Source organism: Humisphaera borealis, assembly GCF_015169395.1.
Taxonomy (GTDB): domain Bacteria; phylum Planctomycetota; class Phycisphaerae; order Tepidisphaerales; family Tepidisphaeraceae; genus Humisphaera; species Humisphaera borealis.
In genome coordinates this window covers 1559029-1578041 of record NZ_CP063458.1, presented here as the reverse complement: position 1 = coordinate 1578041, position 19013 = coordinate 1559029, and the positions used below count along the sequence as shown (strand labels likewise).

Annotated in this window: 9 protein-coding genes; 6 read left to right on the top strand and 3 right to left on the bottom strand. The window is 63.9% G+C overall.

The annotated features are described in order from the left end of the window. The first annotated feature begins 117 nt into the window (after nt 1-117). Nucleotides 118-5322, top strand: coding sequence for an Ig-like domain-containing protein (locus tag IPV69_RS05815; protein WP_206293977.1), 5205 nt, complete (start codon nt 118-120; stop codon nt 5320-5322). 119 nt (nt 5323-5441) lie between these two features. On the opposite strand, the gene IPV69_RS05810 is transcribed toward IPV69_RS05815, so the two are convergent. Next, a complete protein-coding gene (locus IPV69_RS05810; protein WP_206293976.1) occupies nt 5442-7919 on the bottom strand; it encodes a VIT and vWA domain-containing protein in 2478 nt (825 codons plus the stop codon). Between the two features lie 130 nt (nt 7920-8049). On the opposite strand from IPV69_RS05810, the gene IPV69_RS05805 reads away from it, so the two are divergent. The 4 genes from IPV69_RS05805 (at nt 8050) to IPV69_RS05790 (ending at nt 15011) form a co-directional block, all read left to right on the top strand. Continuing rightward, nucleotides 8050-9192 (top strand): c-type cytochrome domain-containing protein, encoded by a 1143-nt coding sequence (locus tag IPV69_RS05805; protein ID WP_206293975.1) that lies wholly within the window; start codon nt 8050-8052, stop codon nt 9190-9192. Nucleotides 9193-9429: 237 nt separating this feature from the next. Next, on the top strand, nt 9430-11094 hold the full coding sequence (locus IPV69_RS05800; protein WP_206293974.1) for a DUF4394 domain-containing protein: 1665 nt from the start codon (nt 9430-9432) through the stop codon (nt 11092-11094). 197 nt (nt 11095-11291) lie between these two features. After that, entirely contained in the window at nt 11292-12926 is a 1635-nt protein-coding gene (locus IPV69_RS05795) for a DUF4394 domain-containing protein (RefSeq protein ID WP_206293973.1), read from the top strand. A gap of 129 nt (nt 12927-13055) precedes the next feature. Further along, nucleotides 13056-15011, top strand: a complete 1956-nt coding sequence (locus IPV69_RS05790) for a YjhG/YagF family D-xylonate dehydratase (RefSeq protein ID WP_206293972.1) — start codon at nt 13056-13058, stop codon at nt 15009-15011. A 12-nt stretch (nt 15012-15023) separates the two neighbouring features. On the opposite strand, the gene IPV69_RS05785 is transcribed toward IPV69_RS05790, so the two are convergent. After that, nucleotides 15024-16100: an AEC family transporter gene (locus IPV69_RS05785; protein ID WP_206293971.1), complete on the bottom strand. Its 1077-nt coding sequence runs from the start codon at nt 16098-16100 to the stop codon at nt 15024-15026. A 307-nt stretch (nt 16101-16407) separates the two neighbouring features. Here IPV69_RS05785 and IPV69_RS05780 point away from each other — a divergent pair, with 307 nt between their 5' ends. Next, complete coding sequence (locus IPV69_RS05780) at nt 16408-18600, top strand: hypothetical protein (RefSeq protein ID WP_206293970.1); 2193 nt, start codon at nt 16408-16410, stop codon at nt 18598-18600. 143 nt (nt 18601-18743) lie between these two features. Here the strand turns inward: IPV69_RS05780 and rpmH are convergent, their stop codons facing one another. Next, nucleotides 18744-18878 carry a 50S ribosomal protein L34 gene (gene rpmH / locus IPV69_RS05775; RefSeq protein ID WP_206293969.1) on the bottom strand — a complete coding sequence of 45 codons (135 nt, stop codon included), beginning with the start codon at nt 18876-18878 and terminating at the stop codon, nt 18744-18746. Between the last annotated feature and the right edge of the window lie 135 nt (nt 18879-19013).

Here is a 19013-nt window from a genome sequence, read left to right as displayed (position 1 = left end):
CCGGAGAGTTCCGGGTCTGCACGCCTAAGCGACACATTGTGTTGGATGCGAAGTTCTGGATCGCGTACCTCGAGCCTGCTCGGGGACGGCTCGAACATTAAACAGAGGACTAATCAGGTGTTTGGTCGTTTTCGTACACAATCTCGTCCCGTCGATCGTCGGCAACTCAGTCCTTCTTCAGAGATCGGCGGCCTCCGGTCGCGCCTCGTCGTCGCCAGGGCCTGGTGCCCCGTTGTCGAGACCCTCGAATCGCGCCAGATGCTGGCCGGCGACCTGGGCACTTCCGGTACTGCCACCGGCGGGTCGGGTACACAGGTCCTCGCCGCGGCGCTGGCGTCGCCTTCCGTGTCGGCGGTTCGGCCTGCCAACGGTACGACCGGCGTGCGCCGCGACGCGTTCATCGCCTGTGACCTGTCGCTTCCGAACGGCGGGCTCGATCCCACGACGCTCAACGGTTCTGTGACCGTCGTCAGGGTGTCTGACGGCGCGGTCGTGCCGGGAACCTCCGGCACCAGCGGTGGCGGCGATTCCATTGTGTTCCAGCCCCACGTCTATCTCGACCCCAACACGCTCTACCAGTTCAACGTGACCGTCGGCGTGAAAGACGTCACCGGCACCTCGATGACCCCGTTCTCCAGCACCTTCACGACCGGTACGGTCGGCGGGCCGGCTGCGAGCGCCATCAACTTCACGAAGGTCGAGCAGGCTGCGGCACAGGCGAAGGAGTATACCTCGGTCGTCATCGGCCCGGACGGCAAGCTTTACGCCGGCACTCTGGACGGCGTGATCCAGCGGTTCGATGTTGGCGCCGACGGCACGCTCAGCAATAAGCAGTCGATTAGCACGGTCAACACGGCCAACGGCGGAGCACGGTCCATCATCGGGCTGGTCTTTGCCCCATCCAGCACCTCGTCGAACCTGGTTCTTTTCGTCACCCACACCCAGCAGGCCGAAACCAACGGCACCAACTGGACCGGCAAAATCAGCCGCCTCAGCGGCGCGAACCTGGGAACCTACCAGGACTACGTGACGAACCTGCCCAGGTCCGTCCGCGACCACCTGACCAACCAGGCGACCTTCGGCCCCGACGGGGCGTTGTACGTATCCCAGGGTGCCAATACCGCGATGGGCGCTGCCGATCTGTCGTGGGGTAACCGCAACGAAAACCGTCTCAGCGCCGCGATTCTGCGGCTCGATGTCAACGCGATCGCCACGCGAATCACCAACGGCCAGGGCGCGCTCAACGCCAAGACCACCGAGGCCGGCGGAACCTACAACCCCTATGCCCCGGGCGCACCGCTGACGCTTTACGCCACCGGCGTTCGCAACGGCTACGACCTGGTCTGGCACTCCAACGGCAAGCTTTACACCGCCGTCAACGGATCGGCTGCGGGCGGCAACACGCCTGCGTCGAACACCACGTCCGGCGCGCGGCCCCCTTCGGGCGGGCTCTATTCCGGCCCGGTCATCCCCGGACTGACGAACGTCCGCGAAACCGAGCACGACTGGCTGTTTAACGTTCAGCAGGGCAAGTACTACGGCCATCCCAACCCGTCGCGCGGCGAGTTCGCGTTCAACGGCGGCAACCCGACCAGCGGCGTGGACCCCCAGGAGATCGCGTCGTATCCGGTCGGCGTGAAGCCCGACGTCAACTGGGCGCCGGCCGCCTATGACTTCGGCCAGAGCTACTCCCCGAACGGGATGATCGAGTACAAGAGCGACACCTTCGGCGGAGCCCTCAAGGGCAAACTGCTGGTGGTCCGCTATTCCGGCGGCGACGACATCATCGCGCTGACCCCCAACCTCAGCGGCGGCATTGATGCCTCTCAGACCATTGCCGGCATTGGCGGCCAGGCCGCATTTACCGATCCCGTCGACCTGATCGAATACCGCAACCCGGCCAATGCCAGCGATCCGCGCAACGGCATGCTCTTCATCGCCGAGTTCGGCGGACAGAAGATCACGCTCCTGCGTCCCAGCAACGTGACGGTCCCTCCGTCCCCGCCGCCCGGTCCTTCGACCGACGGCTCCGGCGGCCCCACGTCGGTGACCACCGTCAAGGGCACGAGCATCCTGCTCGACAAGGGTGTCCTGGTCATGAACGCCGTCCGCGGCCAGACCAGTGGTGCGGCCAAGCTTCGGATCACCAACACCAGCACCACCAACCTGAGCATCACCGGGCTGGCAATCTCCGGCGGAGAGGCCGGCAACTTCCAGATCACCGCGACCCAGGGTCTGCCCGGCGTTCTGACGCCGGGGGCGACGGTCACCGTGCAGGTGGTCTACAAGGCACCGGCCGCGACGACGCTGGGGATTCATACCTCGTCGCTCGTCATCACCAGCGCCGACGCGAGCAAGCCGTCGATCACTGTCCCGCTCCGCGGGCTCGCGACCGCCGGCACCGGCGGACAGAACGAACCCTCGCTTCAGCGGCTGTTCGACCTGTATCAGCTCAACATCAATACCGGCGATAAGAACGCCGCCAACACCGATCTCTACAACCTCACCGAAAGCCTCGGTGCCAGTGACGAAGTCGTTGCACAGCGATTCGTGAAGTCGGTCAGCGGGCCGATCATCATCCAGACGCTGGGCACCTTCGCCGGTGGATCACCGGCGGCGCGGTTCGGCTACTACACCGCCGGAAGCCCCACCAGCAAGACCGAAGTGCTGACGATCAACAGCACCGAAGCCCAGAGCGTGACCCTGAATCCCAATGGGCCCGGAAGCTTCGACCCCGGCGCTGCCACTTTTGGCCTGTACATCACGTTCCCGATCTTCGGCAACACGGCTTACAGCGAGGACAACCTCAACACCGGCGAACTCACCGCCGCCGACCGCCGCAAGGTTCGCTTCTACCCGCTCAAGAATGCCGACGGCACGATCGTCCCCAACGCCTACGTGTTCACGAGCGAGGATTACGTCAACGGCAACGGTTCGTTCGACGTCAATGACTTCATCGGCATCATCCGCAACGTGAAGATCGCCGCACCGTCGGTCACTGCAGAAGTCACCTACGAGAACCTCGACGGCGTTCCGTACAACGACCGCCTGGTGTTCAACCGCATCGGCGTGCAGCCACCGGCGCAGCTCAAGGACCCCGAGACCGGTCTGTTCTATCAGCCGCCGAACAACGTCGTTCACGACACCGGCTCGCTCAAGATCACGAACAACAAGAGCACGCCGATCACGATCAGTTCGCTCGTGCTTAGCAATGCCTCGGCATGGCGGATCACCGGTGGACCGGCGGCTGGCACCGTTCTTCTTCCGGGCCAGTCGGTGACGGTCACAATCAAGTTCGTCGCCACCGCGCCGCCGACCACGACCGTCAACGAAACGATCGACCTGACCGGCCGCAGCAAGAACGCTAACGGCACGTACAAGAACACGCTGACGATCACCACCACCGATGGCCCGAAGGTCATCGAACTCCGCGGCTACTACCAGCTCAAGAACGAGCAGGACCAGGAAGCGAATCTCCCGACGATCATCAACACGATCTTCGGGTTCGGAACCCAGATCCTTAAGCCGGGCGAAGCGCTAAACACCGGCGGCAAGCGGACCGCCGTCGGCGAGGAAGTGCTCAGCGGCCTCTGGCAGCGCGTGGACGCGAATCAGCCGGTGACGGTGCGGCAGCTCGTCGCGTATCAGAGCCAGGGCGATACGGCCAAGCTTTCGTGGTACGAGAAGTCGAACATGGCGCTGAAGGGGCTGATCACGCACAGCGGTGTCGAGGCGCAGAGCCTGCTCCCCAGGACCACCGCCGGCGCGACGGGCGCCAACGCGTTCAACCCGACGGGCAGCTTCGGTTTCCGCGTGGACAGCGAATGGAGCGAGGACCAGCTCAACAAGCAGGAACAGCCCGGTGGCAACTACGGTCACCACATCCGGTTCTGGCCGGCGCGAGACCGCAGCGGCAACCTGATCCCCAATGCGTACATCATGGGGATGGATTACCTGGCGCGGAACTACGACTTCCAGGACAACGTCTTCCTTATCACCAACGTCAAAGCGGCCAACGGTGCAGGACCTTCGCCGACCAACCCGGGCCCGGTCGAACCGCCGCCCCCGACTACAGGCCCCACGCTGGCCGGGCTTACGCTGCTCGATGCCGCCACCGATGCGCCGCTCGGTTCATTCGCTGACGGGGCGGTGCTCGATCTGACCGGCGGCAAGCAGTACACGGTTCGTGCCGAACCGGGTCCGACCGCCATCGGCAGCGTGGTGTTCAGCGTCAACGGCAGTGTGGTCCGCACGGAAAACTTCAGCCCGTACAGCATTGCCGGTGAAGTCGGCTCCGACTACACGCCGTGGTCAGTGCCCACGGGTGCCAGCACCCTGATCGCGACGGCCTACTCCGGTCAGAACGGTACGGGCGTCGCGGGTACGCCGATCGTCGTGAACTTCTCCACCGCCGGCACCCCGACCGTGCCTCCGCCGGTGACGTTCTCGCCGGTCAGCATTAACTTCCAGCCGGCCGCGGCACCCGCGGTAGCGGGCTACACGATCGATGCCGGCGACATCTACGCCGCCCGCAACGGTTTGACCTATGGCTGGTCCGCGTCCAACGCCGATGCCGTTGCCGACCGGGAGATCAACGCCGATCAGTTGCTCGACACGAACGTCGGCGTGAAGGCCGGTACCCGCTGGGAGCTTGCAGTACCCAACGGAACTTACACCGTCACGGTGGGCGTCGGCGATGCAGCCGCGACATCGACGAACAACGTCTGGGTGGAAGGCCAGCAGTTATTCAACTACCAGGGCCTGGCCGCCAATGTGTTTGCGAGCAAGTCGATCACTGTCACGGTGAATGACGGAAAGCTCAGTATTGGCATCGGCGGTGCGGCGACGGGTGCGACGCACCTGACGCACCTCCAGGTCGCCGCCCCCGGCAGCCCGGCCGTACCACCGACCTCTCCGCCACCGGTGTCGCCGCCGGCGTCTCCCCCGCCCGCGACCACTTTCGGTGTCACCACCCTGACACTGGTCGACGCGACGACGGATCAGGACGTCGCCACCATCGTCGATGGCATGACCATCGACTTCAGCGGCGGCCGGACCTACAGCATCCGGGCCAACACCGCCGGCGTTACCAAGAGCGCGGTCTTCAAGCTCGACGGCAATGTCGTGCGGGTGGAAAGCGCTCGACCGTTCGCAATCGCCGGAGACATCGGAGCGGTCGTCGGGACGGATACCGCCGACTACCAGCCGTGGGTCGTCTCCAACGGCGCGCACACCCTTGATGTCCAGGGATTCAGCCTGGCCAATGGCGGCGGGTTGGCCGGTTCATCGGTCATCCGGTCGGTCATCGTGACAGGGCTGTAACGCCAAGTCTTTGGACCGCGACCTAAACAGTAAGCCCCGCAGCGGCGATCAACTCGCTTCTGCGGGGCTGTTCTATTCTGCGGGGCTTTTCCTGCTCGCCGTGCTTGACGGCCGCGAGCCTACCCGCGGATCTGATATAGCGTGTCGCCGAGCACGACATCTACTTCCTCACCCAGCGAGAGCCACTGAGCCGACTCAGGGTACTCCTTAAGCAGTGCGAAGTAGGCGTCGGTGTTGAACTTGACCTCCTGCTGTCGCAGAGCCTTGTTCTTCGCGACAGCCTCCTGCGCGGTGGCATCGGTCCAGGTCTTGCCATTCTGGTAGAACGCACGGCCGTTCACGACACGGGCCTGCTGGGTGTAATTCTGTGCCTGCCGGTACCCGTATTCATTGCCGGTGCCGCCGCTACCAGCCGCCGCGGCCTGTCCGGGCTCTTGCGGTTGCCTTCCGCCGGGCGTCGTCGCGACGGGGCCGGGGGCTCCGGCGGGGCGCTTCCGCAGTTCTTCGCCGCCACGCTGGCCCTGCTCCAGATTCCACTGCTGCTTGAGCGCGTCAACATCCTTGGCGTTGGCGACAGCCTTCTCGCCGGCGCGGGATCGGCGGTCGCTGAACTCGTCGCGAGCCGATTCGTATCGGCCGGCGGCACTGCTGGCGGCGGGGGCGTCGGCTCGCAACTCCCGCAACGTCTGCATCGCCAGCGGCACGTTCCGCCGCGACTCGTCTTCGAGAATCAGGAAAGCGGTATATGGCGTGACGATGCCATGCTCCCGCGCCAGCCGAGTCACTTCATCGCGAAGCTCCCTCGACTCCCCGCGCAGGCGGATTTCGTCCAGCAGGAAGCCGATACGCCGGGTCGCCCAGAGTGCCGGAATGAAGGCATTCTTCGTCTCCTTCTCCGCGAACGTGACGTCCTGCACGAACGTCTGCTTCTGACCGTTGAGGGTTCCGCTGATCTTTACGGCTGCAGCACCTTTGCCGCTGTAGCGGCCGAACAGGATGACCTGCTCTCCCTTGAACAGGTCCGGCAGGGCGTTGGGATACAGTTGCGTTGTCTTGATGTCGCCGCCGGTGAAGGTCACTTCCACGTTCGCCAGCACCGGTTCCTTGATCTTCGTGTAGAAGTTGCTGAGCTTTACCTCGAGGTTTTCGTCGGGGAGGACGTACTGGCTGAACGCTCGCGTGCCCGATGCAATCCTGTCGAGCAGGTGCGTGTTGACGTCAGTGCCGATGCCGAAGGAGAACACGCGGGTCGAACCGGCCGCGCCACCTTTTTCCTGTGCCTTGTTCATCGCCGCAAGAATGTTGTCTTCGTTGGTCTCGCCGATCGTCGGCTGCCCGTCGGTCAGGAAGATCACGACGTAAGGGCGCTCCTTGTCGTCGCCGCCACGCTTGGATTTTAGTTCCATCGCCTTGGTCAGTGCGTCGTTGATCGCGGTACCGCCGATGGGGCGTAACGAGGCGACGAACTTCTGTGCCGTCTCCAGGTTTGCCTTGTCGGCAGCGCGGAGTTCGTTAAACAGGGGCTCGGCTTCAGTGCTGAAGCGAACGATTTCGAAACGGTCTCCTTCGTTAAGGTTCTGCAGGCAGAACGAGAGCGCCTTCTTGGCCTGCTCCATCTTCTTGCCGTTGTTTTCCGACATCGAACCGCTGGTATCGAGAACGAAGCAGACGTCCTTTTTCTGGATTTCGCCTTTGGGTGCGGTCATCCCCGGGGCCGCCAGCAACAGGAAGTAGCCGTCGTCCGGGCCGTTGCGATAGGTGAGCAGATCGACGGAGACGGGCTTGTCGGTGCGCGAGTAGATGACTTTGAAGTCGGTGTCGGGTCGCACATTGGCCCGCTCCCAGCCGACAACCGCCGCCTTGTCGCCGTCTCGCTTGATCTCGACGTCGTGACTGGGACAGTAGAGGCTCTTGATAGGCTCGGAGCACTTGAGGCTCACCTTGACCGACACCTGGCTGAGCGGCTTGGAGCTGAACTTTTCGGTGTTCAGCGGATAGACGTATTCGGTCAATCCGGTGTCTGTTTTAAGAAGCTGCGTATAGGTGATTTTGACGGGCTTGCGGCTGTGTGGCTCGATCGGGAAGATGCGAACCTTGAACGCCGACCGGCCCGCGTATTCGAGCAGGGCGGGATCACGGGCCTGGCGGACGATGTCTTCATAGATTTGCCGGGCCTTACCGGCGTCGAGGAGTTCGGCCTCCATCATCTTGCCGTTGACGTCCATCGAGAACTTGTCGATGTGAGTGCCGTCCGGCAGGGGGAACAGGTAAGTTCCTTCCAACCGCTGCGGGTTTGGATTGTAGAATTCCTGTTCGACCGTGGTTGTGGCAACGCTGTCCGAGATCTCGACGTTGACCCGATGATAAGTGACCTCGAGCGGTGCGAACGTGAAGTGCCCGGGCGTCACCGGGCGAGCCGGCGGGTTGTGGATCACGATGAAGCCGTCGCCTCGCGCGGGCATTGCGATTCCCATGATGGCAATCAGCAGAACCGTAAGAAACCGGCAGGCCGCGACGACACGTCGCCTGCCGACTAGGATAAACCCCGCACGAGGCTGTGAGACTCGGAAGTCGAAGGCGGTAAGGCAGTTGAGCATGGCGGTCTCCGTCCGGGGGTCTGAGGCAGAGGAAGCATCGGCGGGCGTATGTCCCGATGTCGATCTCCACTCATTAGACCCAGCCGCCTGGTGAAAGTTTCATGCGGACCAATTCGCAGGAGAGCGCAACTTGAAATTGACCCCAATCATCGCGGCATCCATCGGAGTTTTCGGCGTTGTCGCCGCGCCGGCTTTCGCCGCAGATCCCCTCTCGCCCGGCGAGCGTATCTGGTACGCCCAGGGCCTGACGCACCCGATGGTCGTGCACATCCCCATTGCACTGCTGCTGGCTGGCGCGATCGCCGCGGTGCTTCGGGTGGTGTTCCGCCGGATTCCGATCAGTATCGTCTACTACTGCCTGGCGATCGGGGCTTTGGGCGCTGTGCCGTCCGTGCTGGCCGGCTGGGCGTGGGCGCCGCAGAAGGATTCGGGCTTCATTGACCCCTTCGATACCAAGAGTGACATCTTCTGGCACCGCTGGGGCGGAATCGCCGTGACGGCGATCAGCCTGGCCGTGCTGGTCTGGGCGACCGTTCAGCTCCGCCGGAAGCACCGGTATGAACTGAAAGTGGCGACCGAAAGCGCCGCCGCGATGCGGGCTGCCGAAACCGGCAAAGGCCTGACTGTCACCGCCACCCAGGCTCCCGGACAACTCGGCTGGCAGTTCGCCGTCGTGCTGTTGGCGGGTGCGATGGGGTGGGTCGCCCATGACGGCGGTGAGTTAGCGTACCCCAACAATCTAAAGAATATCATCGCGCTGGCGACCGGGGAACAGTTGCCCAAGCACATTGCCAAGGAACGCGAAAAGGAGAAGAAGACGCCATCGGTTCCCGTTGCCGCGCCGCCGACCCGCCCGGCAATTCCCGCAATTCCCGGCACGCAGGAAGCCGTCACGATTCCGTCGGCGACCGCTCCGGCTTCCAAGCCGGCGACCGTCCCCATGGCCACTACCGGCGGGAAGATCGACTTCGCCAAGGAAGTGTGGCCCATCTTCATCGACAAGTGCATCTACTGCCACGGCGAAGAGAAGAACAAGGGTAAGCTCCGCATGCATACCGAGGATCTGGCCTTGGTCGGCGGGAGCGACGGCCCGCTCTACATCAAGGGAAACAGCGAGGAAAGCCTGCTTATCAAGCACATTCTGACCGACGACGAGGACGAAGTAATGCCCCCGCCGAAGGAAGACAAACCGGTCACGGCCGAAGAACTCCGAATCCTTCGCGCGTGGGTGAACGAAGGTGCCGTCTGGGCACCGGTTCCGCCGGCCAAGTAGCCTTCAAGTACGCCACCTCGACACCGATTTGCCTCGAAGCCCCATGCCTTCGCCGCGGCGAGCGCGCGGGGCTTCTGTCTTGAGGTCGGGCAAACCCCTGCATGGAACATTAAACTAATCTCACGATTCGCTCGTCGATTTTTTGCGTATCGTTACGATCGTCAAACCAGTTGCAGCTGCATCGCCAGTTGGATGCAGTGACTGGTCCCCATTGTCGACATCCCGAGGAGGAACGTCATGCACCGTCTTAGCACCGAACCCGTCAAAGTCAGCGTCATTGAGACCCTTGAAGACCGCAAACTGCTGAGCACGGTCGTCGGCATCAGCGGTCGCGATGTCCTGGTCTACTTCGATTCGGCCACGCCGAACCAGACCATCGCCAAGACCAAGGTGAAGGGACTGGCCCGCGGCGAATCGCTGGTAGGGCTCGACTTTCGCCCGGCCAACGGCCAGCTCTATGCACTGGGCGACACCAGCCGTCTTTACCGCATCGACCCCACCAACGGGCGGGCGACGGCAGTCGGTGCCGGGGGCGCGGCATTCCTGCCGGCGCTGTCAGGCACCGAGTTCGGCTTCGACTTTAATCCGTCCGCGGATCGCATTCGGGTCGTCAGCGACACCGACGTCAACCTGCGGCTCGATCCCGACACCGGGGCGGTCGTAGACTTCGATGCCGGCGTCGCCGACACCCAGACCGATCTTCCGCTCACCTTCGCGACCGGCGACATCAACGCCGGAGCCAATCCCACGGTCGTCGCCGCCGCCTACACCAATAACGTCGCCGCCGGTACGCCGACCGCGCTCTACGGCATCGACGCCGACCGCAACGCGCTTGTCGCGATCGGCTCGGTGGACGGTGTAACCGACTCGCCGAACAACGGGAACGTGACAACCATCGGGGCCCTCGGCGTCGATGCGACACAGGTCACGGGGTTCGATATTGAGACCGTCGGCAGCACGAACAATGCGTTCGCCACCCTGGCAACCGGGGCCAAGGGTCGCAGCGGCTTTTACAGTGTGAACCTGACGTCAGGTGCGGCCACCCTCATCGGCGAAGTTCGCGCGGTCAACGCGCCGATCCGCGGCATCGCCGTCGTGCCGTCGGGATCACGGATCGTCATCGTCAATCCCGCCAACCGGCTCTACACCATCGACGCGGCGATACCCAATCTCAAATCCAGCCCGGTCCGAATCAGCGGTTTGGGCAAGAAAGAGAAGATCATCAGCATCGATCAGCGCCCGGCTGATGGCACGCTGCTGGGCCTCTCGAACCAGAACCGCCTGTACTCAATCAACGTGTCGACGGGCGCGGCCCAGGCCGTCGGCTCACGGAACACGGTGACGCTGAACAAGAAGGCCAAGCTTGATATGGACTTCAACCCCAGCGTTGACCTGATCCGCGTCGTGAACACTGCCGGCGAAAACGTTCGCTACAACCCGATCGACGGGCAGATTGTTGACTCCGACGTCGTCACCGCCGGCGTTCAGTTTGACGGACCGATCGTCTACGCCAGCACCGACGTTAACGCCGCCGCCACACCCAGCGTGACGGGTATTGCCTACGGCAGCAACGTCGCTGCGACGCCTAGCACGACGCTCTTCGCGATTGACGCCAAGCAGGATGTGCTGGTCACGGTCGGCACCGCCGGCGGGGCGACGTCGCCCAACACGGGGCAACTGTTCACCGTCGGAGCGCTGGGCGTGAACGTCAAAGACGTTTCGCTGTTCGACATCGTCACCAACAACTCGGCCGACACCGGCTATGCGATTTTCCGCCAGTCGTCGGGCGGCCGGGCGCTTTACCGGATTGACCTGACGACCGGTGCCGCCACGGTGATTGGAAATCTGCCCAACGGCGTCGTCCCCGTCGGCATGGCGTTGAGCTTCCCTGTTGCGGTCTGAAGCTGATCGCGGCTTTTCAAAATCCCTCGTCTGCAACTGCTGCCCCGCCCGCGTCAAACCGGGCGGGGCACCGTATTTTACGGCCGGCGATCTGATCGCCAGGCGTCCGATAGTCGAGAGGATCGGCCGTAACTGACGCTGCAGAGCGGTTTGGGACGATGTTCAGGCGGTAACGCCCGACACCGGAATGCCGACCGATGACACAACCCCCGAACCTACCGCTGATCCAACCCCTTGAACCCCGCCGACTCTTTGCCGCCACGCTGGCTTTGACCGGTCCGAGCACGCTGCTGGTGTTCGATTCGGCGACGCCTGATGACACGCTCGGCCGCATCAAGGTCCGGGGAATGGCCCGCGGCGAAGCACTACTGGGGATCGACTTCCGTCCCGCCACCGGGCAGCTTTTCGGCCTGGGAAGTTCGAGCAGGCTGTTTCGCATCGACCCGACCACCGGCTTGGCGACGGCGGTCGGCGCGGCGGCGTTCTCTCCGCCGCTGGCGGGTACGGAGTTCGGCGTGGACTTCAGCCCCGTCGCCGACCATTTGCGCGTGGTCAGCGACGCCGACAGCAACTTTCGCGTCGATCCGATCACCGGCACAGTGATCGACGACAACGACAACATCGCCGGCGTGCAGATCGACATCGCACTCGCGTATCCGCAAGGCGATTCGTCGTTCGGGATTAACCCGTCGGTCGCGGCGATCGCACACAGTAACAACACCGTCGGCGCTTCGTCCACCACCCTGTTCGGCATCGACGCCGATACCAACACGCTGGTGCGCATCGGCTCACCTGGCGGAACACCCACGTCGCCCGATACCGGCGGCCTTGCAACCGTGGGCGGACTTGGCTTAGACGTCACGCAATACGCCGGTTTCGACATCGATAACCGCGACGGCGTTCAGACGGCCTATGCGTCGCTGACCAATACCGCGAACCAGAGCAACTTCTACACGATCAATCTGTCCACGGGCACCGCAACCCGCGTGGAGCGGATCAAAGGCAGCACGACCCGAACGCCCGTCCGCGATATTGCTGTCGTGCCCAAGGGCGAGCGCGTGCTGATGATCGACGGCAAGAACAGGCTCGTCACCGTCGACAGCAACCTGCCGAACGTTCCGCTTTCGAGCGTCAAGGTCGAAGGGCTCGCCGATAAGGAAGCCCTTGTCACGATCGACGTCAGGTCTTCGTCGCAGATCGCCTACGGCTTCACCAACCAGAATCGCCTTTACGCGATTGACGCCGCGACCGGCGCAGCGTCGGCAGTCGGTACGGCGACGGACGTCTCGCTGAAGCCCGGCTTCCCTGCCGACATGGACTTCAATCCGGTCAGCGAGGTGGTTCGCATTGTGAACACGGCCCGCGACAACGTGCGGATCAGTGCCGGAACGGGGCAGATCATCGACCCCGATCCGTCGCTGGCAGGAACGCAGTTCGACGGACCGCTCGCCTACGCCAGCACCGATGCCAACTGGGCGTCGAACCCGGCGATCTCGGCGATCGCGCATACGGACAACTTTGCCGGTGCCACCTCGACCACGCTTTACGCCATCGACACGCGGCTGGCGGTTTTGACGACGATCGGTTCGCCCGGTGGCACCACGCCGCCGACCAGCGGGCAGGTATTCACCGTGGGCGCGCTTCAAGCCGCCGTCACCGGACCGGTCGGGCTGGACATCGTGACGCGAAACGGCACCGATCGTGCGCTGGCGACGTTCGGTGTTCGCGGCAAAGTCGTGCTGCTGTTCAGCGTCGATCTCAACACCGGCCAGGCGACGCCCATCGGCCTTGTGCCCAAGGGGTTCGCCCCGATATCGATCTCCATCCAGTAGGGTCCGCCTTGGCGGACGCGGCGTGCCACCGTTACGAACGCAATCACCGGCCCGGCGACCTCTCGCGTCCGCCAAGGCGGACCCTACGGTGCTCAGGCAGACCCTACGGTTGTCGCGTATTATCCCGGAATGCCGACTGCACCGCCTTCACTGACCGAACTGCTGTCCACGCCGGAGGAAGCCTACGACGTCGCGACCAAGGCCGCCGGGCCCGCCGGGGCGCTCCCGCTGACGGATGACATCCTGCGCAACTGGGCCAGCGGCGATCTCTTCGGGCTGACGCAGAACGCCGGCATGGGTTGGAACCCGGCCGAACTGGGCCGAAAGGAGTTTCTCATCCTTTCCACCAGCGGCGGACTTCGTGCCGACGACGGAACGCCAATCGCACTGGGGTACCATTCGGGGCATTGGGAGGTGGGGCTGCTCATGCAGGCCGCCGCGCGCGAGTTCAAACGCCTGGGCGCGATTCCGTTCGCCGGGTTCTGCACCGATCCCTGCGACGGTCGAACGCAGGGGACCGCCGGCATGATGGACAGCCTGCCGTACCGCAACGACGCGGCGATCGTGCTTCGGCGACTGATTCGGTCGCTGCCGCGCCGCTTCGGCGTGATGGGGGTTGCCACCTGCGACAAGGGCCTGCCGGCGATGATGATGGCGCTCGCCGGCTGCGGCGATATGCCGTGTGTCCTGGTGCCTGGCGGCGTGACGTTGCCTCCGGAAGAGGGCGAAGACGCCGGCAAAATCCAAACCATCGGCGCGCGTTACGCCCACGGGACGCTCACGCTCGAGGAAGCCGCCGAACTCGGCTGCCGGGCCTGTGCCTCGCCCGGCGGGGGGTGCCAGTTCCTCGGCACCGCCGCCACGTCGCAGGTCGTCGGCGAAGCGCTGGGCATGTCATTGCCGCATTCGGCACTGGCCCCCTCGGGGTCGAAGCTCTGGCTCGATATCGCCGTCCGATCCGCCCGGGCGCTGAGCGCCATCGAACTGCGCCGAATCAAGCTGCGCGACGTCCTGACCGACAAGGCGATTGAGAATGCGATGACGGTGCATGCCGCGTTTGGCGGGTCCACCAACCTCCTGCTCCATATCCCGGCGATTGCCCACGCCGCCCGTTTGCGACGGCCGACGGTAGACGACTGGAACGCGATCAATCGCAGGGTGCCGCGACTGGTGGATGCCCTCCCCAATGGCCCGGTCGGCCATCCGACGGTGCAGGTCTACCTCGCCGGCGGCGTACCCGAGGTAATGCTGCACCTGCGGGATCTCGGTTTGCTCCACCTTGATGCCCTGACCGCCACCGGCGCGCCACTCGGCGAGATGCTCGACTGGTGGCAGAACAGCGATCGTCGCCAAAGGCTCCGCGCGACGCTGCTTTCGCAGGACGGCATCGACGCCGGCAATGTCATTATGTCGCCGGGCGTCGCGAAGGAACGCGGCCTGACCAGCACAGTCACCTTCCCCCGCGGCAACCTCGCACCCCAGGGCAGCGTCATCAAGAGCACGTCGATCGATCCCACCGTCGTTGATATCGACGGCGTCTATCGCATGACCGGCCGGGCACGCGTCTTTACCGCCGAGCGGTCGGCAATCGCCGCGATCAAGGCCAACCAGATTCAGCCCGGCGACGTCATCGTGCTGATCTGCCGGGGACCGATGGGCGCTGGCATGGAGGAAACCTATCAGATCACCAGCGCGCTCAAGCACCTGCCGTTCGGCAAACATGTGGCGATCGTGACCGATGCGCGGTTCAGCGGGGTCAGCACCGGCGCGTGTATCGGACACGTCGGTCCCGAGGCACTGGCCGGCGGCCCGATCGGAAAGGTGCTCGACGGCGACCGCATCCGCATCGTCATCGACCGTAATGCGCTGGAAGGAACGATTGACCTGGTCAATGACGCCGGCGATTCCGCGTGGGGGACGGCGGAACTATCCCGCCGCTTGCCCCGTGCCGATCTTGCCGCCGACCCCGGCCTTCCAGCCGACACCCGGCTCTGGGCGCTCCTTCAGTCCGTCAGCGGCGGCACCTGGGGTGGCTGCGTGTACGACGTCGAATTGATCGAGAAGGCACTTTCTGGCAATCGATGAGTGCATGGTTGGCTACGACGTGATCCATCCCGATTGCAGAAGCACGAGCCAGAAGGTGATCGTGATCGCGGAGAACGCGGTCGTCCAGAAGACGCAGTCGGCGGTCAGTTCGGCGTCGCCGCCGACCTCCAGCGTGACCAGCAGCGTATTGATCGCCGTCGGCACGCCGGCCGTGAGGATGAGATTCTCCGCCGGCCACGGCCAGAGCGCCAGGACCTCCGATCGGCCGACAAAAAGCCGATGCAGCCCGTAGAGCATCAGCGCCATCTGTGCCGGCGCCCAAAGCAGCCGGACGACCAGCACAAACGAGACCGGCTTCCATCGCGGCCAGCGCGGTTGCAGTGCCAATTGGGCCCCGAGGGTGATCAGTGCCAGCGGGACCAATCCGCGCGACAGGTATTGCGCGGTCAGGTTGACGATCTTCGGGATCTCGCCCCCTTCCACGCGCCACCATCGGGCCAGCAGCGCGATCGCCAGCGTGTACGCGGTGGGCATTCGTACAAACTTTCGCAGCGAGTCGGCGGCCGATCCTCCGCCGGCACTTCCTGCGATGAAAAGCCCGACGGTGAAGTTGAGAATGTTCTGGCAGAACACGACAAATGCCTGCACGGCCGGACCGTTGCGGGCCGCGGTCGGAGCCGTTGGGGGCGCATGGAACGGAGGCGGGGCGGTTGGATCGGATTGAGGTCCCGAATCTGCCGACGGCGATGCCCTGACGCCCGAAACCGCTTTCCCCGGATAAGCCAGTTCGGACAGCGCCAGCCCGTAGTTGCCCGCGTTGTAGAACATCACGCACATCGCCATCGCGGCAATGGTTTTACGGCTCGCCCCGACTGCCCGGCCTACACCCCAGACGAACCCGCCCAGGATCGCCACTTGAAGGACCGTCGCCAGCACCACCCCGGCGGCCTGACCGATCGACAACTCACTGTTGACCACGTGATCGAAGAAGAACGCTGGCAAGAAAATGTAGATGTTAAGCTTGGAAAGTGAGCCGACGTCGATCTTGAACCGCCAACGTGCCAGCGACCCGAGCAGTACCAGGACGAGAATCGGCCCGAGGATGTTGAACAGGATGGAAGTGATCACGGGGGTGTTGGGTCTGTGCGGTTCGGACGTCTGGTTTGTTTAATCGGGCGGGTATGGGCCGAAGATGTGTTTTCTTACAAGAAGTTATCGGAGCGTGACAGTCTTTTTAGGTTGCGCTTTGACCGTTTGCCCCTAAGTTATGGTTGTGGCAAGATAACCATTCTGGCCGGCGGTGGGGCATGCCCGGCAACGCATGCCGTGGTGAGCCGCGGGCGGCCAGACGCAAGCGGCAACATCGCCGCACCAGCCGATCGCTCGTCCATCCCGCAGGGTGGGCGAATGTTGTAACTCCCCGGGATTGTGCCAGATGCTTCTGCAGACCAATAGTTACATCGTCCCCAAGGAACGCCGGGCCGAACACGTCCGCCTCCTGCGTCGATTTCGCCAGGTCCTGATGCGGTTGGGCTGCGACCTGTTCGAAGTCTACGAGCAGATGGGGCCGAACTGGACCAGCGGTGATGGCAGCGGTCGTTTCGTGCAGATCATGCGCTTCCGGGACCGCAAGCATCAGCGTGAGGTTCACGCGTCCGAACAGTCCGATCCCGCCGCCCAGCAACTCATCGCCGAATTCTGCGACCTCGTGAACCTTCCCTATCAGCAGCAGCAGGGGCTGCTGGCGATCGGGTATTACCAAGGCGTCATTGACGTTCCCGCATCGGCGATCACGAAGCAGGCCGCCGCGGCACAGGCACCGGCACAAGCACCGGCACCGGTCGCGCGCAAGCGAGCCGAAGGAACCCCGCCGCCGTCGTTCGGTTTCGGCGTCCCCTCTCCGACGGCGGCTGCCGTTGTTCCGGCGGCCGCGATGGGGTTCGGCGGCGGTATCGCATCGGCGGCGTTTGCCGATTCGTCGCAGGCCTCGGACGAAGCCCCCGAAGACTACGCCGGCGAAGAACAACCCGAAGATCACTCGGCTGATGCCAACGAAGAACTGCCCGCCGAGAGTGAGGCCTCCGGCGACGCACTGGAAGAGCAATCCTCCGAAGAACCGAACGACACCGTTGCGGCCTCCACGCAAGCTGACGCAGACGACCACGAAGCTGAACTCGAACTCCCGGAACTTGACGGCCTGTCCGACGAACTTGCACCGGTCGAAGATCCGATCGGACAACAGGCCTTCGAGCAGCAGTTCAGCTCGGCGGTGGAGGAAGAGCCGGAAACCGGCGAGCTCGAAATCTTCGAGCCCCATGAAGAACCTCACGAAGAAATCCCCGAGATAGCGGCCGCCGGTGGCAACGACGACGACCTGCATGAAGACCTCTCGGCCACCCTGAGCGAAACCGGCATCGACGATGTTGCGTTCGCGGAAACCTCCGAAGAGGAGGCCGGCGACGACCAGACGTTCTCCGCAGAATCGGCGGCAACGGAGGCCGAACCTGAGTCCACGAATGAGGTGTCGGTCGACGCGCCGGTCGGCCAGGACATCACCGAGGGGCATGAGCTTTCGCTACCCATCGATAGCGATACTGAAGCTGCCCTGAATGGTCTGGACTTTACCGACATCGGCCCCGCCGAAACGGCCGGATTTTCGGGCATGGCAGAACCAGATGCCGATGCTGCCGCCGAGATTGCCGAGCCAGGTGAGGTCGGCGAGGTCGAGGCCGGCGGACCGGAAATCCCCGCGGAGGTCGCACCTGAAATCGCCGCCGAGAGCGAAGTCGACGAATGGCAGCCGGTTGCCGAAGCTCCGGAATCTCTCGAGTTGTCGCAGGACTTCCTGCAATCGGCCGAGACCGCCGAAGCCGCGGAGTTTGGCGGGGAGCCGGTGGACCTCACCGCTGAAACGCCTTTGTTGGATCAACAGCCCGTGTCCGAACACGACGAGGGTCTGTCGCTCGCCGACGTACCGCCGCCCCTTCCGACTGATCTTTTCGAAACCGCTGCAGAAGAAGCGGTAGCCGAACACACGGAACCGGTCGCAGCGATCGATGAATTTGCCGCAGAACAAAATGCCGTTCCGTCGGAAGTAGCGCAAGGCGAATGGTCGGCCGAAACACTGTCCGCTGACGCCGTTGCCACCGATGAGATAGACACTACCCCCGATGCGACTGCCTTGGCCGAGGTTTCGCCCGGCGAAGCTTCTGTCGAGCCAGGTACCCCAGTAACAGCTTCTTCGCCATCGACCGACACCGACGCCGCGGAGCGAATCTTTGGCCTCGAGCCCGGCTCCAGCGGGCTCGGCGGTCTGACGGATTCCCTCCCGGGCAACGCATCATCTCGCGGCAACTTGATGGGTGATCTGGCGTTCGCGATTCCGGCCCCCGGCATTCCCCCGGCCCCGCAGTCTGCGACCAACGGGCATCATCTGGACCAGATCGCGGCGGACGAGGAATCGGCCGTCGATGTCGAAGCCGAACTGCCGATGCAGCTCATTACCGACGAAGGCGAGATCGAGATCCTGTACGAAGAGTTCCCCGAAGCCTTTGAAGACGGCTCGGAACCCGCCGGCGAGGGACAGGATGAGATCGAAGCAGCGCTGAACGAGGCGCTACGGGATTGACGTCAGCTACGGGATTAAACTTCACAGGGCAGCGGCAAACGTCCCTCGAAACGATCCCAATCAACACAAAAGGGCAGGCGAGCCACGACGCCGTCGTGCTTCGCCTGCCCTTGAGCCGTTCTAAGGCTGTATGATTCGCTCGATCAGACGACCTGCACGCGACGGCCGACCCGGCGCTTGCGGTTGATCATCTTGCGGCCGTTGGTGGTCCGCATGCGGGCGCGGAAACCGATCTTGCGGGCGCGCTTCACTTTGCTGATTCGATGGGGGTAATGCATGGTCGCTGCTCCGATCGCCTCTGGGTCTTGTCCGATGGTTCGCTTTCGGCCGGGCGGGAGCCGAGACTGCGACGCACTTCGCTGCAATAACGTCAAACTCACGCATCGCACCCCGACTAGCCGGTCCTTCGGCAG